Annotated in this window: 16 protein-coding genes; 10 read left to right on the forward strand and 6 right to left on the reverse strand. The window is 66.1% G+C overall.

The window, feature by feature from the left end; all coding sequences use genetic code 11:
• Positions 1-74: 74 nt before the first annotated feature.
• From xth to folD, 3 genes are all read right to left on the reverse strand, one after another.
• A complete protein-coding gene (gene xth / locus CTP10_RS05925; protein ID WP_199414510.1) occupies positions 75-905 on the reverse strand; it encodes an exodeoxyribonuclease III in 831 nt (276 codons plus the stop codon).
• A complete protein-coding gene (locus CTP10_RS05930) occupies positions 902-3,016 on the reverse strand; it encodes a M3 family metallopeptidase (RefSeq protein ID WP_116317744.1) in 2,115 nt (704 codons plus the stop codon). The genes xth and CTP10_RS05930 overlap by 4 nt, the downstream gene beginning before the upstream one ends.
• A gap of 133 nt (positions 3,017-3,149) precedes the next feature.
• Positions 3,150-4,001 carry a bifunctional methylenetetrahydrofolate dehydrogenase/methenyltetrahydrofolate cyclohydrolase FolD gene (gene folD, locus CTP10_RS05935; protein WP_116317745.1) on the reverse strand — a complete coding sequence of 284 codons (852 nt, stop codon included), beginning with the start codon at positions 3,999-4,001 and terminating at the stop codon, positions 3,150-3,152.
• 184 nt (positions 4,002-4,185) lie between these two features.
• Here folD and CTP10_RS05940 point away from each other — a divergent pair, with 184 nt between their 5' ends.
• Positions 4,186-4,866 (forward strand): energy-coupling factor ABC transporter permease, encoded by a 681-nt coding sequence (locus CTP10_RS05940; protein ID WP_116317746.1) that lies wholly within the window; start codon positions 4,186-4,188, stop codon positions 4,864-4,866.
• Between the two features lie 102 nt (positions 4,867-4,968).
• On the opposite strand, the gene CTP10_RS05945 is transcribed toward CTP10_RS05940, so the two are convergent.
• On the reverse strand, positions 4,969-5,601 hold the full coding sequence (locus tag CTP10_RS05945) for a response regulator transcription factor (protein ID WP_116317747.1): 633 nt from the start codon (positions 5,599-5,601) through the stop codon (positions 4,969-4,971).
• Positions 5,602-5,750: 149 nt separating this feature from the next.
• Positions 5,751-8,336, reverse strand: a complete 2,586-nt coding sequence (locus CTP10_RS05950; RefSeq protein WP_116317748.1) for a PAS domain S-box protein — start codon at positions 8,334-8,336, stop codon at positions 5,751-5,753.
• A gap of 422 nt (positions 8,337-8,758) precedes the next feature.
• On the opposite strand from CTP10_RS05950, the gene aceE reads away from it, so the two are divergent.
• The 4 genes from aceE (at position 8,759) to lpdA (ending at position 15,781) form a co-directional block, all read left to right on the forward strand.
• Positions 8,759-11,446 (forward strand): pyruvate dehydrogenase (acetyl-transferring), homodimeric type, encoded by a 2,688-nt coding sequence (gene aceE, locus CTP10_RS05955; RefSeq protein WP_116317749.1) that lies wholly within the window; start codon positions 8,759-8,761, stop codon positions 11,444-11,446.
• A 166-nt stretch (positions 11,447-11,612) separates the two neighbouring features.
• A complete protein-coding gene (gene aceF, locus CTP10_RS05960) occupies positions 11,613-13,280 on the forward strand; it encodes a dihydrolipoyllysine-residue acetyltransferase (RefSeq protein WP_116317750.1) in 1,668 nt (555 codons plus the stop codon).
• A 59-nt stretch (positions 13,281-13,339) separates the two neighbouring features.
• A complete protein-coding gene (locus tag CTP10_RS05965) occupies positions 13,340-13,969 on the forward strand; it encodes an MFS transporter (protein WP_116317751.1) in 630 nt (209 codons plus the stop codon).
• Between the two features lie 33 nt (positions 13,970-14,002).
• On the forward strand, positions 14,003-15,781 hold the full coding sequence (gene lpdA / locus CTP10_RS05970) for a dihydrolipoyl dehydrogenase (RefSeq protein WP_116317752.1): 1,779 nt from the start codon (positions 14,003-14,005) through the stop codon (positions 15,779-15,781).
• 529 nt (positions 15,782-16,310) lie between these two features.
• Here lpdA and phaP1 read toward each other — a convergent pair.
• Positions 16,311-16,889, reverse strand: coding sequence for a TIGR01841 family phasin PhaP1 (gene phaP1, locus CTP10_RS05975; protein WP_063238608.1), 579 nt, complete (start codon positions 16,887-16,889; stop codon positions 16,311-16,313).
• Positions 16,890-17,252: 363 nt separating this feature from the next.
• Between phaP1 and CTP10_RS05980 the strand changes: the two genes are divergently transcribed.
• The 5 genes from CTP10_RS05980 to pbpG all read left to right on the forward strand — a co-directional run bounded on the left by CTP10_RS05980 (position 17,253) and on the right by pbpG (position 21,845).
• Entirely contained in the window at positions 17,253-18,173 is a 921-nt protein-coding gene (locus CTP10_RS05980) for a histone deacetylase family protein (protein ID WP_116317753.1), read from the forward strand.
• Positions 18,170-19,096, forward strand: coding sequence for a DMT family transporter (locus CTP10_RS05985; protein WP_116317754.1), 927 nt, complete (start codon positions 18,170-18,172; stop codon positions 19,094-19,096). Before CTP10_RS05980 ends, CTP10_RS05985 begins: the two co-directional genes overlap by 4 nt.
• A gap of 97 nt (positions 19,097-19,193) precedes the next feature.
• The gene (locus CTP10_RS05990; protein ID WP_116317755.1) at positions 19,194-19,640 is read left to right on the forward strand and encodes an acyl-CoA thioesterase; all 447 of its coding nucleotides are present in this window, start codon (positions 19,194-19,196) and stop codon (positions 19,638-19,640) included.
• Positions 19,641-19,665: 25 nt separating this feature from the next.
• A complete protein-coding gene (locus tag CTP10_RS05995; protein WP_116317756.1) occupies positions 19,666-20,379 on the forward strand; it encodes a nitroreductase in 714 nt (237 codons plus the stop codon).
• A 251-nt stretch (positions 20,380-20,630) separates the two neighbouring features.
• On the forward strand, positions 20,631-21,845 hold the full coding sequence (gene pbpG / locus CTP10_RS06000; protein ID WP_116317757.1) for a D-alanyl-D-alanine endopeptidase: 1,215 nt from the start codon (positions 20,631-20,633) through the stop codon (positions 21,843-21,845).
• Positions 21,846-21,877 lie beyond the last annotated feature (32 nt).

Raw genomic sequence — 21,877 nt, forward strand, 5'->3', positions numbered from 1 at the left:
GGGCATGCCCGGACTTGCGTGAACGCGTGGACTGGGGCGGCGCGTGCCGCGGCAGCCGCAGCCCCTGGCGGGCGTCAGCCGCAGTGCAGCGTGGCGACCACCGGCGTGTGATCCGAGGGCTGTTCCCAGGTGCGCGGCACGCGGTCGATCGCGCAGGCGGAGCATTGCTCCACCAGCGCCGGCGACAGCAGGATATGGTCGATGCGCAGCCCGGCATTGCGGCGGAACGCCATCATGCGGTAATCCCACCAGGAGAAGCTCTTCTCCGGCTGCTCGAACCTGCGGAAAGCATCGGCCAGGCCCAGTTCCACCAGTGCGGTGAAGGCGGCGCGCTCCGGCGGCGACACGAGGTTCTGGCCCACCCACTTGGCCGGGTCGTGCACGTCACGGTCTTCGGGCGCGATATTGAAGTCGCCCAGCAGCGCGAGGCGCGGATGGCGCTGCATTTCCTCGCGCAACCACGCTGTCATCGCTTCCAGCCACTTGAGCTTGTACGTGAACTTTTCCGACTCGGGCGACTGGCCGTTGGGAAAGTAGGCGCAGACCAGCCGCAGGTCGCCATAGGTGGCGGCGATCACGCGCTGCTGCGCATCCTCGAAGCCCGGGATGTTACGCACCACGTCAGCCGGCCCGGGCATGCTGGCGTCGCGGGCGACGATGGCCACGCCGTTGTACGTCTTCTGGCCGGTGTAGATGCTGTGGAAGCCGGCATTTTCCAGTTCGGCCAGCGGGTACTTGTCGTCCGGCAGCTTCAGTTCCTGCAGGCACAGCGCGTCGATCGGCGCGCCGGCCTGGTCCTGCTCGGCCAGCCATTGCAGCACCTGCGGCAGGCGCACCTTGAGCGAGTTGACGTTCCAGCTGGCGATGCGCAGCGGACCACTGGTGGGCAGTGCAACCGCGCTCATGCCGCCATCCCGCCGTGGCGCAGCAGCGCATCGATCTGCGGCGCGCGGCCGCGGAACGCGACGAAGGATTCCATCGCCGGGCGGCTGCCGCCCACCGACAGGATCTCGCGCTGGTAGCGCGCGCCGGTCTCGCTGTCGAGCACGGTGCCCGACAGCTGCGCCGCTTCTTCAAACGCCGCATAGACGTCGGCCGACAGCACCTCCGCCCACTTGTAGCTGTAGTATCCCGCCGCGTAGCCGCCGGCAAAGATATGGCTGAAGGTATTCGGCCAGCGCGACAGCGGATGCTGCGGCACCACGTGCACGCGGTCGTTGATCTGGCGCGAGAGCTCGAGCACCGAGGTGGCGCCGGCCGGGTCGAAGTCCGTATGCAGGTGCATGTCGAACGACGAGAACACGATCTGGCGCAGCGTCATCATGCCGTTCTGGAAGTTCTTGGCGGCCAGCATGCGGTCGAACAGCGTGCGCGGCAGCGGCGCGCCGGTGTCGACGTGCTGGGTCATGCCGGTCAGCACTTCATACTCCCAGCAGAAGTTTTCCATGAACTGCGACGGCAGTTCCACCGCATCCCATTCCACGCCGTTGATGCCCGACACGCCCAGCTCGCCCACCTGCGTCAGCATGTGGTGCAGGCCGTGACCGAACTCATGGAACAGCGTGATCACTTCGTCGTGCGTGAACAACGCGGGCTTGTTGCCCACCGGCGCGGAGAAGTTGCAGGTCAGGTACGCGACCGGCGTCTGCACGCCGCCTTGCTCCAGCACCTTGCGGCCGCGCGCATCGTCCATCCACGCGCCGCCGCGCTTGCCTTCGCGCGCGTACAGGTCGATGTAGAACTGGGCCAGCAGCGTGCCGTCGGCGGTGGTCACGCGGAAGAAGCGCACGTCCTTGTGCCAGGTCTGCGCCGGCTCGGCCTCGATACGCACCGAGAACAGCTTCTGCACCACGCCGAACAGGCCTTCCAGCACCTTGGGCTCCGGGAAGTACTGCTTGACCTCGTGCTCGGAGAACGCATAGCGCTGCTGGCGCAGTTTTTCCGAGGCGTAGGCCACGTCCCAGGGCTGCAGGTCGGACAGGCCGAGTTCGGCGGCGGCGAAGGCCTTCAGTTCGGCCCAGTCCTTCTCGGCGTACGGGCGTGCCTTGACGGCGAGTTCGTCGAGGAACTTCAGTACTTCGGCCGGCGACTCGGCCATCTTCGGCACCAGCGAGACTTCGCCGTAGCACTGGTAGCCGAGCATCTGCGCTTCTTCACGGCGCAGCGCCAGCTGGTCGCGCATGTTGGCAGTGTTGTCCCAATCCGCCTGGCCCTGGCCGTACTGCTGGCCGAGTTCCGAGGCGCGCGTGACATTGGATTCGTACAGCGTCTGGCGCAGCGCGCGGTCGTCGGCGTACTGCAGCACCGGGAAGTACGAGGGGAAGTGCAGCGTGAACTTCCATCCGGCCTTGCCGTCTTTCTCGGCGGCGTGGCGGGCGGCTTCCTTCGCATCGTCGGGCAGGCCGGCGAGCCGTGCCTCGTCCTCGATGATCAGTGCGTAGGTGTTGGTGGCGTCCAGCACATGATCGGAGAAGGCCTTGGACAGCTGCGCCTGCTGCTCCTGGATTTCGGCAAAGCGCGGTTTCCGGTCTTCAGGCAGCTCGGCGCCGCCCAGGCGGAAGCCGCGCAGTTCGTTCTCGATCAGCTGGTGGCGTGCCGCGCTCATGCCGGCAAACTCGGGGCTGGCGGCCAGCGCCTTGTACTTTTCATACAGCGCCAGGCTCTGGCCGAGCGACGACCAGAACTCGGTCATGCGCGGCAGGTTGTCGGCGTGCGCCTTGCGCAGCTCCGGCGTGTCGGCGACGGCGCTCAGGTGGCTGACCACGCCCCAGGCGCGGCCCAGCGGCTCGGTGGCGACTTCCAGCGCCTGCACGGCGTTGGCCCAGTCGGCCGGCGTGGCCGGATCCTCGGCGCGGGCGACGGCCTGCTGCGCGTGTTCCAGCAGCACGTCCAGCGCCGGGCTGATGTGCTCGGGCCGGATTTCGGCAAAGCGGGGCAGGTCGGAAAAGTCCAGCAGCGGGTTGCTGGTCGCGTTGGTCGCGTTGGTCGAGGTGGTGGCGTCGGCAGCTTGGTCCATGGCGTGTTCTCGGTTGGCTGGCCTCAAAGGTCGATGCCCCGCAGATGGGGGCGGGGTGCGGGCATTTCCAGCACCCCGTGTGGCGTACTGTACGTCGGATGCAAGTCCAATGTACGCCGAACGCGCAGGGGCTTCAGCCCGCGGCGCGTTCCGCTGCTTCCAGCGTGTTGACCAGCAGCATGGTGATGGTCATCGGGCCGACGCCGCCCGGCACCGGCGTGATGTAGCCGGCCACCTCGCGCACGCCGGCGAAGTCCACGTCGCCGCACAGCTTGCCGTTGTCGTCGCGGTTCATGCCGACGTCGATCACGACGGCGCCCGGCTTGACCATGTCGGCGGTGATCAGGTTGCGCCTGCCGACCGCGGCCACCACCACGTCAGCCTCGCGGGTATGGGCGCCGATATCGCGCGTCTTGCTGTTGCAGATGGTGACGGTGGCGCCAGCCTGCAGCAGCAGCATCGCCATGGGCTTGCCGACGATGTTCGAGGCGCCCACCACCACGGCACGCGCGCCGCGCAGCGGGTACTGGATCGATTCCAGCATCTTCATGCAGCCGTACGGGGTGCACGGGCGGAACAGCGGGGCGCCGGTCATCAGCGCGCCGGCGTTGGCGACGTGGAAGCCGTCGACATCCTTTTCCGGGGCAATCGCTTCCAGCACCTTGTGGCTGTCGATGTGCTTGGGCAGCGGCAGCTGGACCAGGATGCCGTGGATGCTCGGGTCCTGGTTGAGCGCGTCGATGCGGGCCAGCAATTCCGCCTCGGACAGGTCGGCCGGGTAGCGGTCGAGCGAGGAGTGGAAGCCGTTGTCCTGGCAGGCCTTGACCTTGTTGCGCACGTAGACCTGGCTGGCCGGGTCTTCACCGACCAGGACCACGGCCAGTCCGGGGCGGTGGCCGCGTTCGGTCAGGCTGGCGGCGCGCTGGGCGGCTTCGGAACGGATTTGTTTGGCAAGGGCGTTGCCGTCGATCAGTTGGGCAGACATGGGGGAAAAGACCGGTTTAGGCGGGTTTAGGCGGGTTTTGGCAGATTCTTGGCCGCGAGTGGCGTGTGCCCGGCATGCAGGCAAGCGGATCAAAGGCGAATTATAAAGGGTCAGTGCGGGCTGGCGCGCGCAGCTTGACCGGCGGCAAGGGTTGGCCGGGTGCGGCGCTGGTAGCATCGGCCGCATGCACACCGCGCTCCCGTCCCTGCTGTCCGATCCGCTGCTGATTGTCGTGTCCCTCGCCGGGCTGCTGTGGGCGCTGACGCGGCGGCCGTGGCAGCTGCTGCGGCGCAATGCGCTGCAGCACGCCTGGCTGGGCGCAATGGTATTGGTGGCGCTGCTGTGGACGGTTCGTGCCACGCTGGTCGGCGGCCTGGTGATCCAGTTGATGGGCGCCACGCTGATGGTGACGCTGTTCGGGCTGCCGCTGGCGCTGCTGTCGCTGTTCGTGGTGGACCTGGTGTCGCTGTTTGGGCTGGAGTACCTCGCCGGGCACGGCTGGGAGCTGTTCGACTGGCCTTCGCTATGGGTGCGCTATACCTGGCTGGCGCTGGTGCCGGCGCTGCTCTCGGCAGGCCTGCAGGCGCTGATGCGGCGCTGGCTGCCGCGCCATCCGTTCGTCTTCATCCTGGGACACGGCTATTTCACCGCGGGTCTGGCCGCGCTGGGCGCCGGCGGGGTGCAGGCGGCGTGGCGGCACGTGATGGCGCCGGGGCTGCCGTTCACCGTGGCCGAAACGCTGACGGCAACGCTGATCCTGGCGTTTGGCGAGGCTTTCCTGACCGGTATGCTGGTGGCCATCTTTGTGGTCTACCGGCCACAATGGGTGGTCACCTTCCGGGACGAGGAATACCTGAAGAACTAGGAAGGGACCGGGCGCCAGGGAGGGACTGGACGCCTGGGTGCGCCCGGCAAGCGGCCGGCCACATGACGGAGCCAGCCTGCACGGTGCTGCCGGCCCGTCGGGTCAGCTGTTGCGCGACAGCGCCAGGCGCAGCAGGTCGGCGACCGTGTTGACGTTGAGCTTTTCCATGATGTTGGCGCGGTGCGCCTCCACCGTCTTGATGGAAATGCCCAGGTCGTCGGCGATCTGCTTGTTCAGGCGACCGGCCACGATACGCTCCAGCACCTGCTGCTCGCGCGTGGTCAGCTTGCCCAGCAGGTCCTTGGCGGCGCGCTGCTCGCGCGCGGCGGAATGGTCGGTGCGGGCCTTCTGCAGCATGCGCTCGACCAGCGCGCGCAGTTCGGATTCGTCGAACGGCTTCTCGATGAAGTCGATCGCGCCGCGCTTCATGGTCGTGACCGCCATGGGCACGTCGCCGTGGCCGGTGATGAAGACGATCGGAATATTGATGTTCTCGGCGATCATCCGCTCCTGCAGTTCCGGGCCGCTCATGCCGGGCATGCGCACGTCGAGGATCAGGCAGGACACCTGGCCGGCGTCGTAGGCGGCGAGGAACTGCTCGGCGCTGGTAAAGCTGCGAACCTGGTAGCCATTGCCCTCCAGCAGCCAGGTCAGCGAGTCGCGCATGGCTTCATCGTCGTCGACGATGAACACGGTCTCGCCGCGGTGGGGCGTGGGGTTTGGCGTTGCGGTCATGTAGTCTCCTCGGGACAACAATTCATTGCTGCGAAGTGTAACCGCCCCGGGGCCTCTGTGGCGAGACGGATCCCCCACCTGCGTAGGGGGTCTGGCGCCGGCCTTGCGGGGGTGTCCGGAATGAATCGGACAGCGGTGGAATGCGGGGATTATTGCTCGGCCATCACGGGATGCAGCGGCAGCATGATCTTGAAGGTGCAGCCGACGCCGTCGATATTGTTCTCCACCCACAGCCGGCCCTGGTGCGACTCGATGATCGAGCGGCAGATGTTCAGCCCCATGCCCATGCCGTCGGACTTGGTGCTGAAGAAGGGCTCGAACAGGCGCTCCTTGGTGGCCTCGTCGACGCCCGGGCCCTGGTCGATGACGTCGATATGGATGTTGTCACCGATCTCGCCCGGCTCCACGCGCGCATGCAGGCGCACCACGCCGCCGGCGTGCAGCGCCGGCAGGCCGGCCATGGCCTCGACCGCGTTCTTGAGCAGGTTCACTAGCACCTGCTCGATCAGCACCGGGTCGACATAGATGGTCATCGGCGGTGCCGGCAGCCGGGTCAGGATGGTGACGCGGCGCCGGGTCGCCTCCAGGTCGGCCAGGCCCACGGCATCGGCGACGATGTCGTGCAGCGACGCCTCGCGCCGTTGTGGCTGGCTGCGCTTCACGAAGCCACGGATGCGGCTGATGATGGTGCCGGCGCGCACGGCCTGCGCCGACGTCTTCTCCAGCACCGGGATCAGGTCCTCCGGCGTGCTGCGGCCCGAATGCAGTCGCGCCACCGCGCCCATGCAGTAGTTATTGATTGCGGCCAGCGGCTGGTTCAGTTCATGCGCCAGCGACGACGCCATCTCGCCCATGGTGGTCAGGCGGCTGGTGAACTGCAGGCGTTCTTCATGCTGGCGTGCCATTTCCTCGGCGGCCTTGCGCACCGTGATGTCGGTGGCGATCTGCATCTGCGCCAGGTGGCCGTCGACCCACTGGATATAGCGGCGGCGCACCTCGAACCATTTCTGCATGTCGGGTACGAACACCTCGCGCGCGTCCGACGCATAAGGCATCAGTTCCGAAGCGGGCAGGCCGGCGTAGGCATCGACATAGTCGGCGTTGTCGCTCGAGACCTGTTCCTTGTCGAGCTCGTCGCCGGCCAGCTTGAGGTGGCCCTCGGCCTCCCAGCCGAACAGCTGCCGGTAGTAGCGGTTGGCGAACAGCAGCTCGGCCTTGTCGGTGGCAAGCACCGACACCGCCGCGTCCAGGCTCTCCAGCACCGTGGTGAAGCGGTCATGCGCGGCGGCCAGTTCCTCGCGCGCGCGCTTGGGCTCGGTGATGTCCGTCATCGAGCTCATCCAGCCGGTATGGCGGCCGCGGCTGTCCACCAGCGGCGACACGTACATGCGTGCGTAGAAGCTGCTGCCGTCGCGGCGCATCGTGCGCATCTCATAGCCGCCGGCGGGCGACTTGCCCTGCAGCGTCAGGTCGATCTGCTTCTGCATCTCCTGCTGGTCGTTGGGCGGCCAGTAGGGGAAGGGCGGCAGGCGCCCGACCAGGTCGTTCTCCTGCCAGCCGGTCATGCGGCAGAAGGCGGGGTTGACGTAGGTGATGCGGCCGTTCAGGTCGAGCGCGCGCAGGCCGATCAACATCGAGTTTTCCATCGCGCGGCGGAACGAGGTCTCAGCCAGCAGCGCGCGCTGCGCCTCGGAGCGGCGGCTGGTGTGGCGCCACATGCTCCACAGGCTCCACAGCAGGAAGCAGGACAAGCCCACCACCAGCCACAGCAGCATGTTGTTGGGCAGGTTCGACGGTGGCGGGTAGGCGTCGGCGCGCAGCGACAGCGAGTGGCCCGGCGGATCGAGCAGCACCTCGTACGACAGCGCGTTGCCCGGGACCGGCCGCAGCGAGGTGCTGGCGCGGGTCTGGTTGTTCTTGTCGATCAGCGAGAAGCGGTAGCGCTCGGTCAGCTCAGGCGGCAGCAGGTGCGTGAGGATGCCGTTGATCGAGTAAAGCGCGCCGAGCGTGCCGAGGAACTCGTTGTCGCGCACGATCGGCACCTGCATCAGCATGAAGCTGTCGCCGCGGTCGTTGACCAGCGGGCGCGAGTAGACCACGCGCTGGGTTTCGCGCGCGGCATCGAAGGTGTCCAGCACTTCGGGTTCGAGCGGCTGGTCCTGGTTCTCGCGCAGGCGCACCGCGAACTCGGACGTCGACGGCAGCGACCAGCGGCCGCGCTTGGTGGCGTCGAGCCAGTTGATAAAGACGATCTCGGGGTTCTCGCGCAGGATTTCCTGCGCCGCGGTGCGGTAGGCGCCTTGCTCCAGTTGTGCCGCGGCGATGTCGCGCGCCAGTGAGGCCAGCTGGTCCTGGTTGCTGAGCAGGGACAAGCGTACGCGCTGCTGCGCCCAGGCGGCGTCGCGGTACAGCGCGTCGCGCTGCTGCTGGCGCTCGGTCTCGTGCAGCGACCACAGGATCACGCCCATCGCCACCGTGAACAGCACGATCGCGACCAGCGGGATGAACATGAACCAGCTGGTGGCGACCAGGTTGCGCCAGCGCAGCCACCACAGGCCGCGGGGCGCCGCTACCGGCGCGCCGTCGTCGGGGCCGAGCGTGTCGATCGGACCAAGCCCGGCCGCCGGGGAGGGGGTGTGGCCGGGATCGCCACCGGCGGCCTTGGCTGTACCCGAGGCATCGGGTGAGAGCATGGCTGCGCGCAGGCGGGAAAGGAAGAGATCGAGGAACGGCATGGGAGGGATTGACGGCTGACCTGCCAGTGTACCGAGATTATTGCGGTGCGTCGCTTGGGGAAAGCGCCAATGAAATCCCGGCTGCCGCTGCCCGTGCCGCCGCCCTTGTGGCTGGCGGCAGGCCGGCCGGGACATGATTGTTGGTGCACCGCGTCATTATTTCACATTGCAAAAAACGATATCGCAATTTGAAAATTTCACTTGTGTTGGCAAATGGGCTTCCATAGAATCGGTTCGACCCAAGAATGCGGGCGGTAGCCATGCGCCTGCCGCGCGGAGGGACCGGAACAGGTTCCCCGGCGGCGGCCCCGATGCAAGGCGCGGCAGCGCTGAACCCGCAACGGTGCGAGTCAACCCGTAAAGCCCCCAGGCCGGCGCCGGAAGCGCAGGCACGGAAGCACGAATTCACCCAGGAGACAGTCATGTCCGCCGTACCAGAGCAGATTCTCGGCGCATCCAGCGCCAACGACGCCGATCCCCAGGAAACCCATGAATGGCTGGATGCCCTGCAGGGCGTCCTCGCCGCCGAGGGCCCTGCGCGCGCCGCGTTCCTGATCGACAAGCAGATCGAGTACGCACGCGTGAACGGCGTGACCCAGCCGTTCCACGCCGAGACGCAGTACATCAACACCATTCCGGTGGAGCAGCAGGCCCGTATCCCCGGCGACCAGGACATCGAGCACCGCATCCGCTCGTACACCCGCTGGAACGCCATGGCGATGGTGCTGCGCGCCAACAAGCACACCAACGTCGGCGGCCATATCTCCTCGTTTGCCTCGGCGGCCACGCTGTATGACGTCGGCTACAACCATTTCTGGCGTGCCCCCTCGGAACAGAGCGGCGGCGACCTGGTCTTCGTGCAGGGCCACTCGGCACCGGGCGTGTACTCGCGCGCCTTCCTGCTGGGCCGCCTGAGCCAGGACCAGCTCGACAACTTCCGCCAGGAAGTCGACGGCAAGGGCATCTCGTCGTACCCGCACCCGTGGCTGATGCCGGATTTCTGGCAGTTCCCGACCGTGTCGATGGGCCTGGGGCCGATCATGGCCATCTACCAGGCCCGCTTCATGAAGTACCTGGACAGCCGCGGCCTGGCCAAGGCCGGCGACCGCAAGGTATGGGCCTTCCTGGGCGACGGCGAGACCGACGAGCCGGAATCGCTGGGCGCGATCGGCATGGCCGGCCGCGAGAAGCTCGACAACCTGGTTTTTGTCATCAACTGCAACCTGCAGCGCCTGGACGGCCCGGTGCGCGGCAACGGCAAGATCATCCAGGAACTGGAATCCGAGTTCCGCGGCGCCGGCTGGAACGTGATCAAGGTGGTGTGGGGCAGCAAGTGGGATTCGCTGCTGGCCCGCGACACCAAGGGCCTGCTGATGAAGCGCATGATGGATTGCGTGGACGGCGAATACCAGACCATGAAGGCCAAGGGCGGCGCCTACGTCCGCGAACACTTCTTCAACACGCCTGAGCTGAAGGCGATGGTCGCCGACTGGTCCGACGAGGACATCTGGCGCCTGAACCGCGGCGGCCACGACCCGCACAAGATCTACGCCGCCTACAAGGCCGCCAGCGAGCACAAGGGCCAGCCCACGCTGATCCTGGCCAAGACCATCAAGGGCTATGGCATGGGCGACGCCGGCCAGGCCATGAACGTGGCCCACCAGCAGAAGAAGATGCCGGTGGACGCAATCCGCAAGTTCCGCGACCAGTTCAACCTGCCCGTTGCCGACGACCAGCTGGAAGAGGTGCCGTACATCACCTTCCCGGAAGGCTCGAAGGAACTGGAGTACATGCGCCAGGCGCGCCTGAACCTGGGCGGCTACCTGCCGGCCCGCCGCCAGAAGGCCGAGGCGCTGCCGGTGCCGCAACTGTCGGCGTTCGACGCGCTGCTGAAGGCCACCGGCGAAGGCCGCGAAGTGTCCACCACCATGGCCTTCGTCCGTATCCTGAACACGCTGCTGAAAGACAAGCAGATCGGCAAGCACGTGGTGCCCATCGTGCCGGACGAGTCGCGCACCTTCGGCATGGAAGGCCTGTTCCGCCAGGTCGGCATCTGGAACCAGGAAGGCCAGAAATACGTGCCGGAAGACCATGACCAGCTGATGTTCTACAAGGAATCGCAGACTGGCCAGGTGCTGCAGGAAGGCATCAACGAAGCCGGCGCCATGTGCGACTGGATCGCCGCCGCCACGTCGTACTCGACGCACGGCGTGCAGATGATCCCGTTCTACATCTACTACTCGATGTTCGGCATCCAGCGTATCGGCGACCTGTGCTGGGCCGCTGCCGACATGCGCTCGCGTGGCTTCCTGCTGGGCGGCACCGCCGGCCGCACCACGCTGAACGGCGAAGGCCTGCAGCACGAAGACGGCCACTCGCACGTGTTCCACGCCGCGATCCCGAACTGCATCTCGTACGACCCGACCTTCCAGTACGAACTGGCGGTGGTCATGCAGGACGGCCTGCGCCGCATGTACGCCGAGCAGGAAGACGTCTACTACTACCTGACGGTGATGAACGAGAACTACGAGCATCCGGAAATGCCGGCTGGCGTAGAGCAGGACATCGTCAAGGGCATGTACCAGTTCCGCAAGGGCGTCGAGAACAGCAACGCGCCGCGCGTGCAGCTGCTGGGCTCGGGCACGATCTTCCGCGAGGTGATTGCCGCCGCCGAACTGCTGAAGAAGGACTGGGGCGTCGAGTCCGACCTGTGGGGCTGCCCGAGCTTCACCGAACTGGCCCGCGAAGGCCAGGCCGCCGAGCGCTACAACCTGCTGCATCCGTCCGAGACGCAGCGCGAGTCGTTCGTCACGCAGAAGCTGAAGTCGGCCCGCGGTCCGGTGATCGCCTCGACCGACTACGTGCGCGCCTTCGCCGAGCAGATCCGCCCGTTCGTGCCGCGCCGCTACGTGGTGCTGGGCACCGACGGCTTCGGCCGCTCGGATACCCGCGAGAAGCTGCGCCACTTCTTTGAAGTGGATCGCCACTGGGTCACGCTGGCCGCGCTCAAGGCGCTGGCCGACGAGGGCGCCATCAGCCGCGACAAGGTGGCCGAGGCCATCAAGAAGTACAACCTCGACCCGAGCAAGCCCAACCCGATGTCGGTCTGATCCGGCAGCCAGCACCCACACCCGCAGTACGGCTACGCCGTGCCGCGGGCGCCCCGGCCTGACGCCGAAGGCGCCTTGCGGCACGGCGGCGTGACAGAAGCGGGCGGCGAAGGTAATCTCGCCGCTTGCGGATGTCATGCGCGCTGGCCTGCCCAGGAGACACTGAATGAGTCAAGCGATTGAAATCAAGGTGCCGGATATCGGCGACTATGACGCCGTTCCCGTCATCGAAGTGCATGTGAAGCCCGGCGACACCATCAACGCGGAAGACGCGCTGGTGACGCTGGAATCGGACAAGGCCACCATGGACGTGCCCTCGCCGCAGGCCGGCGTGGTCAAGGACGTCCGCATCAAGGTGGGCGACAACGTATCCGAAGGCTCGGTCCTGGTGATGCTGGAAGCGGCCAACGAGGCTTCCGCGGCACCGGCCCCCGCTGCCGCAGCGCCGGCACCGGCGCCAGCCGCCGCGTCCCCCGCACCGGCTCCCGCTCCGGCCGCAGCGCCGGCTCCGGCCCCTGCCGCCAGCGGCGGCACCATCGAAGTCAAGGTGCCCGATATCGGCGACTACGATGCCGTGCCGGTCATCGAAGTCCACGTCAAGCCGGGCGACACCATCAGCGCCGAAGACGCGGTGGTGACGCTGGAATCGGACAAGGCCACCATGGACGTGCCCTCGCCGCAGGGCGGCGTGGTCAAGGAAGTCAAGGTCAAGGTCGGCGACAACGTGTCCGAAGGCACGCTGCTGCTGATCCTGGAAGGCGCCGGCGCGGCAGCAGCACCGGCTCCGGCCGCTGCGGCGGCTCCGGCACCGGCCGCTGCCAGCGCGCCCGCCCCGGCACCCGCAGCCGCGGCTGCCCCGGCTCCGGCAGCAGCGCCTGCCGCCGCGCCGGCCGTCGCTGGCGTCAGCGGCAAGGCCGCACACGCCAGCCCGTCGGTGCGCAAGTTCGCGCGCGAGCTGGGCGTCGACGTGTCGCGCGTGGCCGGCACCGGCCCCAAGGGCCGCATCACCCAGCAGGACGTGCAGAACTACGTCAAGGGCGTGATGACCGGCCAGGCCGCTGCGCCGGCCCAGGCTGCCGCGGCTGGCGGCGGCGGTGGCGAGCTTGGCCTGCTGCCGTGGCCGAAGGTCGATTTCACCCGCTTCGGCGAGGTGGAAAGCAAGGCCCTGTCGCGCATCAAGAAGATTTCCGGTGCCAACCTGCACCGCAACTGGGTCATGATCCCGCACGTCACCAACCATGACGAAGCGGACATCACCGAGCTGGAAGCCTTCCGCGTGCAGCTGAACAAGGAAAACGAGAAGTCCGGCATCAAGGTGACCATGCTGGCTTTCATGATCAAGGCCACGGTCGCGGCGCTGAAGAAGTTCCCGAACTTCAACGCTTCGCTCGACGGCGACAACCTGGTGCTGAAGAAATACTTCAACATCGGTTTCGCCGCCGACACTCCGAACGGTCTGGTCGTGCCCGTGATCAAGGACGCCGACAAGAAGGGCGTGCTGGAGATCAGCCAGGAAATGGGCGAGCTGGCCAAACTGGCGCGCGACGGCAAGCTCAAGCCCGACCAGATGCAGGGCGGCTGCTTCTCGATCTCCTCGCTGGGCGGCCTGGGCGGCACGTATTTCACGCCGATCATCAACGCGCCGGAAGTTGCCATCATGGGCGTGTGCAAGTCGTTCCAGAAGCCGGTGTGGGACGGCAAGCAGTTTGCGCCGCGCCTGACGCTGCCGCTGTCGCTGTCGTGGGACCATCGCGTCATCGACGGTGCCGAGGCCGCGCGCTTCAACACGTACTTCGCGCAATTGCTGGCGGATTTCCGCCGTATCCTGCTCTAACGCGGCGGCGCGCACCGGTTCTGCCGGTGCGCGCGCAAGCCGGACGATAGGAGCGAGCCATGACTACCTGTGTTGTCGTCAAGAAGGGCGCCGAGGTGGCGATCGCGGCGGACGCGCTGGTCACCTTCGGCGATACGCGGCTGTCGCGCGCGTATGAGCGCAACCAGAAAGTCTTTCCGGTCGGCGACGGATTTATCGCGCTGGCCGGGACGACCGCGCACTTCCCGGTCATGCGCACGCTGCTGGCGGGCATGGGCGAGGAGTGCCGGCTGGGCTCGCGCGATGACGTGTTCCGCACCTTCCTGAAGGTGCATGAGAAGCTGAAGACGGACTACTTCGTCAACACCAAGGAAGACGAGGACGATCCCTACGAGTCGTCGCAGATCGTGTGCCTGATCGCCAATCCGGCAGGCATCTTCGGCGTCTACTCGTATCGCGAGGTGTTTTCGTTCGACCGTTTCTGGGGCATCGGCTCGGGCCGCAACTACGCGCTCGGCGCGATGCATGCGGTGTATGACCGGCCGGACCTGGATGCGGGCGAGATCGCGCGCATCGGCGTCGATGCGGGCGTGGAGTTCGACAAGAGTTCATCGGGACCGATCGAAGTCCATGCGGTGCGGCTGCACGAAGCAGGCAATGGCGCAGCGCCGGCGGCGGATGCGGCAACCAACAACGACGGCGCGCCCTGAAGCCGAAAGGCGGGCGCGCATTGAGGAGCAAACATGAGTGTGATCGAAGTCAAGGTGCCGGATATCGGCGATTTCGACGCGGTGGAAGTGATCGAGGTACTGGTCAAGGCCGGCGATACGGTCGAGACGGAACAGTCCCTGATCGTGCTGGAGTCCGACAAGGCGAGCATGGACGTGCCGTCGTCGGCCACCGGCAAGGTGGTGGAGGTCAAGGTCAAGGTGGGCGACAAGGTCGGCCAGGGCGCGGTGATCTGCACCGTCGAAGCCCAGGCCGCCGCCGCTGCCCCGGCGCCCGCGCAAGCTCCGGCTCCGGCCGCTGCACCCGCGCCGGCTGCCGCGGCCCCGGCGCCTGCCGCCGCCACGCATAGCGGCAGTGCCGACATCCAGTGCGACATGCTGGTGCTGGGCGCTGGCCCCGGCGGCTACTCGGCCGCATTCCGCGCCGCCGACCTGGGCATGAACACCGTGCTGGTCGAACGCTACAGCACGCTGGGCGGCGTCTGCCTGAACGTGGGCTGCATCCCCTCCAAGGCACTGCTGCACAACGCCGCCGTGATCGACGAGGCCAAGGCGCTGGCCGCCCACGGCATCCTGTTCGGCGAAGCCAAGATCGACCTCGACGGTCTGCGCCACTACAAGAATCAGGTGGTCGGCAAGCTGACCGGCGGCCTGGCCGGCATGGCCAAGGCGCGCAAGGTGCAGGTGGTGCGCGGCATCGGCAACTTCCTCGATCCGCATCACCTGGAGGTCGAGCTGACCGAGGGCGAGGGCAAGCGCAGCACCGGCAAGAAGACCGTGATCCGCTTCGAGAAGGCCGTCATCGCCGCCGGCAGCCAGGCGGTGAAGCTGCCCTTCATCCCGGAAGACCCGCGCATCGTCGACTCGACCGGCGCGCTCGAACTGCCGGAAGTCCCCAACAAGATGCTGGTCATCGGCGGCGGCATCATCGGCCTGGAAATGGCCACGGTGTACAGCACGCTGGGCGCCGAGATCGATGTCGTCGAAATGCTGCCGGGCCTGATGGGCGGTGCCGACCGCGACCTGGTCAAGGTCTGGGAAAAGAAGAACAAGGACCGCTTCGGCAAGGTCATGCTGAATACCAAGACCGTCGGGGTGGAAGCCAAGCCGGACGGCGTCTACGTCAAGTTCGAGGGCGAGCAGGCGCCGGCCGAGGCGCAGCGCTACGACCTGGTGCTGGTATCGGTGGGCCGCGCGCCCAACGGCAAGCGCATCGGCGCCGAGAAGGCCGGCGTGGCCGTGACCGACCGGGGCTTTATCAACGTCGACAAGCAGATGCGCACCAACGTGCCGCATATCTTCGCGATCGGCGATGTCGTCGGTCAGCCGATGCTGGCGCACAAGGCCGTGCATGAAGCCCACGTCGCCGCGGAAGCCGCGCATGGCGAGAAGGCTTTCTTCGATGCCAAGCAGATCCCGTCGGTGGCCTTTACGGATCCGGAAGTGGCCTGGGCCGGCCTGACCGAGGACGAATGCAAGGCGCAGGGCATCAAGTACAGCAAGGGTGTGTTCCCGTGGGCCGCTTCGGGCCGCGCCATCGCCAATGGCCGCGACGAGGGCTTTACCAAGCTGATCTTCGACGAAGAAACGCATCGCGTGATCGGCGGCGGCATCGTCGGTATGCACGCAGGCGACCTGATCAGCGAAGTGTGCCTGGCGATCGAGATGGGCGCGGATGCGGTGGATATCGGCAAGACCATCCACCCGCACCCGACGCTGGGCGAATCGATCGGCATGGCAGCGGAAATTTACGAAGGTACGTGTACCGACGTGCCGCCACCGCGCAAGCGCTGAGAATTGCTGCCGTAGTAGAAGAACCCGCTGCAATGGCGGGTTCTTTTTTGCCCGATAACGCAATTAACCGCCAGGAGCTACTTGCGTCCGCAAAGATGGCCGGCAGGGCGCGGCTCGGGCTTGGACGTCGGCCGCCCTACGACGGCCACGGTGCGTACGCAACTACGCGCGATCTTTGACAAACCTGTACGCGGTCCCAGGCCGAGGCGGTGGGGACCATGTTGTGGGTACTGTCGCAGGCGGAGGGTCGGAAGCCGGAGGCAACCGGGACAGCAGGCTGGCCAGGCGCTCGAGGCGAGGCAGACGCAGGTGACGAGCAAAAAAAAGCCCGGCCATCAGGCCAGGCTTTAACGATACCTTTGGACAAGGAGACCGCGGTACCGAGGAGACATCGGCAGACTAGGCAGTGCCGCTATCCTCGGTCGGGACACCACCATCATCGTTGGCAAAACGCACCGGCAAGATGCCGCATCGATGCGCTTTGCCAACGGACCGGCCGGAGCCGGTCCATCGTCAAGACAAACTGCTATCAGGCAACAGTCGTCTTCTTCGCCGTGGCCGTGCGGGCCGTGGCGCTGGCTTGCTGGGCAGCCTTGGTCGCGGCGGACGCAGCAGCCTGGAAGTTGGTTTCAGCGATTTCGACAGCTTGCTTGGTCGCCTTCTGCACCGACTCGTAGGCGTTGTTGGCAGCCGAGATCGCCGACTTCACGATGGCCACGGTCGATTCCGAACCGGCCGGGGCGTTCTTGGCGAAGTTTTCGACCAGCGCCTGAACGTTCTTCGAGCCTTCGGCCAGTTGGGCCTCGGCCACCTTGGTGAATTCGCTCTGGGTTTCCGAAGCGATTTCGTACAGGTGACGGGTGTAAGCCAGGGTCTTCTCCGCGACCGGCTGCACGGCTGCGGCCTGCAGGGCCAGCAGTTCTTGTGCGTCCTTGGCCGACAGGGCCTTCTTGGCGTTTTCCACGTTCTCGGCGAACGTGGTCTTCACGACCTGCAGGTTCAGTTCGACAAGCTTCTCGACGCCTTCAAATGCCTTGGTAGTCAGGCCGAACAGCGTTTCCAGGTTTGCTTTTTGTGCTGCTGCGACTTGTTCCGGGGTCAGGATCATTGCTGGTCTCCAGTGGTGAACTTCAAGGTCAAGCAAAATTAAGCCGCCTAGATGTCAGGGCCGTGACGGTGTGTGTCCCGTTTCGGCCAGCCCAAGGCGTATGTGGGTGGTTATGTGCCGCGCCCGATGCTTTGATGCGCCGCAACAATTCCAATTTTAGGGGAGCCGGGTTTAATGTCAAGCGCATTTTGTGCGTTGCACAAAAAAGATCGCGGCGGCACGGCAAATTGTGGTGCAACCGGCATCCCCCCGCGTCCGGCGTGCCCCGGGCAGGGGTGCTACCATCGCGGATTGCCTCGCTGTACGGCTGGCCGCCGCCTGCGAAACCGATAAGACGTGAACAGAACCGCACAGGCCAAATCCATGCTTGCATTCTACGCCGACCATTTTGTGTTGCCGCTGCCGCCGGGACACCGTTTTCCGATGCGCAAGTACAGCATGCTGCGCGACGCGGTCGCCGCCCAGGTCCCTGGCCTGCGCCTGGCTGAGGCGCCGCGCGCCGGCGACGATGCGCTGCTGCTGGCGCATACGCCGGAATACGTGCAAGCCGCTTCCGCCGGAACGCTGGATGCGGCCCGCCAGCGCGAAATCGGCTTCCCCTGGTCCGAAGCCATGGTCGAGCGCTCGCGGCGCTCCGCCGGCGCCACCATCGCAGCGTGCCGGGCAGCATTGCGCGAAGGTGTTGCCGTGAACCTCGCCGGCGGCACGCATCACGCGTATGCCGACAAGGGTGGCGGCTTCTGCGTGTTCAATGACGCTGCCATTGCAGCGCGCGTGCTGCAGCGCGACGGCGACGTGCGCCGCGTGGCCGTGGTCGACCTCGACGTGCACCAGGGCAACGGCACGGCATCGATCCTGCAAGGCGACCCCTCCGTGTTCACGCTGTCGCTGCACGGCGAGAAGAACTACCCGTTCCGCAAAGAAGCCAGTGACCTCGACGTCGGCCTGCCGGACGGCTGCGACGACGACACCTATGCCGGTGCGCTGCAGGCGGCGCTGGATGCGCTGTTCAGCCGCTTCGCGCCCGACCTGCTGATCTATCTGGCCGGCGCTGATCCACACGAGGGCGACCGCCTCGGGCGGCTCAGGCTGACTTTCGCCGGCCTGGCCCGGCGCGACCAGCTGGTATTCGACGCCGCCATGGGGCGCGGACTGCCGGTGGCGGTGGCGATGGCCGGCGGCTACGGCAACCAGATCGAAGACACGGTAGCGGTCCACGCACAGACGGTGCGCCTGGCAGCGCAATACCATGCCCGCCACGGCGCGCTGGCGGCGGCGTCATGAGTACCGCGGCGGAACCCGGCCGCGCGGCTGAAGCCGGCACCCGCCCGACGCCGTGGGTGGCGGCGATGCCGTGGCTGTTCGTGCTGATCTGGAGCACCGGCTTCATCGTCGCCAAGTACGGCATGCCGTATGCGGAGCCCATGACATTCCTGTTCCTGCGCTTTGTCGGCGTACTGGTGCTGATGGTGCCGTTCGTGCTGCTGGCCGGCGTGCGGTTGCCACGCGTGGCGGGCACGGCGCATACCGACTGGCGCATGGTCGGCCATCTTGCCGTGGCCGGCTTGCTGCTGCAGGCCGGCTACCTCGGCGGCGTGTGGGCAGCGATCAAGCTTGGCATGCCGGCTGGCGTGTCGGCGCTGATCGCGGGCATGCAGCCGATCCTGACCGCACTGATCGCCGCGCGGCTGGGCGAGCGCATCAGCGGGCGCCAGTGGCTGGGCCTGCTGCTGGGTATTGCCGGCGTGGCGCTGGTGGTAGCCAACAAGCTCGGCACCAGCGCGCTGACGCCGGCAAGCCTGGCGCTGGCGGTCGGCGCGCTGCTCAGCATCACCGTTGGCACGGTCTACCAGAAGCGCTTCTGCCCGGTCTTTGACCTGCGCATGGGATCAGTGATCCAGTTCGGCGCCGCTGCGCTGGCTTGCCTGCCGTTCATGTTCCTGTTCGAGACCCGCGCAGTGCAGTGGACCGCTTCCATGATCGGTGCGCTGGCGTGGTCGGTGGTGGCGTTGTCGATCGGCGCCATCTCGCTGCTGTTCCTGCTGATCCGTCAGGGTGCGGCGACGAAGGTGTCGAGTCTCATGTACCTGACGCCGCCGACCACCGCCGTGATGGCCTGGCTTCTCTTCGGCGAACGCTTCCCGCCGCTCGCCGCCGCCGGCATGGTGCTTGCTGCGCTAGGGGTGGCACTGGTCATCCGCAAGTAGCACTGGTGCGTTCGTGTCGCAGTGGCGGACGCATTGACGGTTGCCTTACGGCACTCCGATTCCATTTTCCGTTCTTGCCCAGTTCCTTCCTCGCCCCATGAAACCACAAGCCGAGCCGCGCAGTGCCTATCCGTACTTCCAGCCGATCACGACGCGTTGGATGGATAACGATGTCTATGGCCACGTTAACAACGTTGTCTACTACAGTTATTTTGACACCGTGGTGAATACCTACCTGATCCGGCAGGGCGCGCTCGATATCGAGTCGGGCAAGACCATCGGGCTGGTGATCGAGACGCAGTGCAACTACTTCTCGTCGCTCAGCTTCCCGGAGACCGTGGTCGCAGGCTTGCGCGTCGCCAGGCTCGGCACGTCGAGCGTGCGCTATGAGGTCGGCCTGTTCAGCGGCGACAACGAGGTTGCCGCCGCGCAAGGGCATTTCATCCACGTCTATGTCGATCGCGCCACGCGCCGGCCGGTACCGCTGCCGGCGCCGCTGCGCGAGGCGCTGCTGCCGCTGGCGGCGGCAGGTGCGCAAGGGTAAGGGCGGGGCAATGGAGACGAACAAGATGTCCCTCGAGAGGCAACCGGGTTCGCCGGACACCGTGGAGTGCGTGGATCGCGCGATCCTGACGCGGCGGTCGGTGCGGGCCTTCCTCGATACGCCCGTGCCGCGCGAGACCGTGGAAGACATCCTGGCCGTCGCCAGCCGCGCCCCCTCCGGCACCAATACGCAGCCATGGCGGGTCTATGTCCTGTCGGGCGATGCCAAGGCAAAGTTGTGCGCCGATGTCCTTGCCGCTTACGCCGACCCCGAGCGCGACAGCAAGTACCTGGAGGAGTACCCATACTACCCCCGCGAATGGGCCAACCCCTACCTGGCGCGGCGGCGCAAGGTGGGCTGGGACCTGTACGGTCTGCTTGAGATCAGCCGCGAGGACAAGGCGCGCATGCATGAGCAGCACGCTCGCAACTTCCGCTTCTTCGATGCGCCGGTGGGCATGATCTTTACCATCGACCGCATCATGGAGCAGGGCAGCTGGCTCGATTACGGCATGTTCCTGCAAAGCATCATGGTCGCCGCGCGGGCGCGCGGGCTGGATACCTGTCCGCAGGCGGCATTTACGCAGTTCCACAAGATCATTGCCAGCCACTTGCTGTTGCCGCCGGAGGAAATGGTGGTGTGCGGCATGTCGCTGGGGTTTGCCGATCCGGACGCGCCGGAGAATCGCCTTGCCACCGAACGGGAGCCGGTGAGCGGATTTGCGCGTTTCCTCTCATAGAGAGGTTTGTATCAATGTGTAACGATTGCTGCCGATATAGAGAGCGAATTGCCGCATTGGCAGCGATTGTTACTGGGGTAAGCAAGGCGGAGCGAATGCAGTTCGTTTGTAAACGTGACCTCTGGTCAACTTTTTTCACCATGTGGAAATGTTTGCAAATCGAACTTTAAGGAGCGTCTGTAAGTCTTTAATCTTGCTAACAATTTCTTAATTTCCTAAACTAGCGCCATTCTTGATGCGCTGAACGAATCATGTTTCGGTCTGATTCCATTTTTTCCAGATTCTTCGGCTCTACGCCTTTGTCCGCCGTTGCCGCCGCGGTGCTGGTGTCGGTGTCGATGGTTGCAGCTCCCTTCGCTGAAGCTGCCAGCAAACCTGCCAGTACGCAAAAAGCGACAAAAAAGCAGGCAACCAACGCTAAAGTCACCAAAAAATCCACCTCTAAAGATGTGACCGCGAAGTCGCGCAGCAGCAGGGTCGCGAAGAGCGAAGCCCGTTCCGCGCGCAAGGTCATCGTGCTGAAGAACGGCAAGCGCCAGGTCGTGGCCGCCCAACGCGTGGCGCCGGTGCGCGCCGTGTTCACGCCTGCCAAGCCGTCGCTGGGCGAGGCGATGGGGCTGCGCGACACGGAAGACGCGCTTGCGCTGCGCTCCAGCGTGGCGCTGGTGATGGACCAGGGCTCCAACGAGGTGCTGTTCCAGAAGAACGCCTCCGCGGTACTGCCGATCGCCTCGATCACCAAGCTGATGACCGCGCTGGTGGTGATGGACGCGCGCTTGCCGATGGACGAGGTGCTGACCATCAGCGAGGAAGATCGCGACACCGAAAAGCACAGCAGCTCGCGCCTGCGCTTCGGTACGCAGCTGACCCGCCAGGAACTGCTGCTGCTTGCGCTGATGTCGTCCGAGAACCGTGCCGCCTCGGCGCTGGGCCGCAATTATCCGGGTGGCCTGCCGTCTTTCGTGCAGGCGATGAACCGCAAGGCGCGCGAACTGGGCATGAACGACAGCCACTTTGTCGACTCGAGCGGCCTGTCGAGCAGCAACGTGTCGAGCGCGATGGACCTGGTGCGCATGGTCAATGCCGCGTACCGCAACCCGACCATCCGCGAGTTCTCGACCCAGACCGAGCATGAAGTCAACGTGCTGGGCCGCACGCAGCACTATGTCAGCACCAACCGCCTGGTGCGCGGCGGCAACTGGGACATCGGCCTGCAGAAGACCGGCTTTATCTCCGAGGCTGGCCAGTGCCTGGTGATGCAGGCGCGCGTGCAGGGCCGCAATGTGGTGATGGTGTTCCTGGATTCGGCGGGCAAGCTGTCGCGCTTCGCCGATGCCAACCGCGTCAAGGATTGGCTGGAGCATTCGCCGTCGCAACAGCATGGCTTTCCCTCGTCCCCTAATTTGACGCAGCGTCCGGGCGGCGCGCACGCGATCCTGGCTTCGCAGCAGGCGCGCGGCATCTGATCGCTGACCTGCAATGAAAAACGCGCCGAATC

Origin of the sequence: Cupriavidus sp. P-10 (genome assembly GCF_003402535.2) — a bacterium.
GTDB lineage: Bacteria > Pseudomonadota > Gammaproteobacteria > Burkholderiales > Burkholderiaceae > Cupriavidus.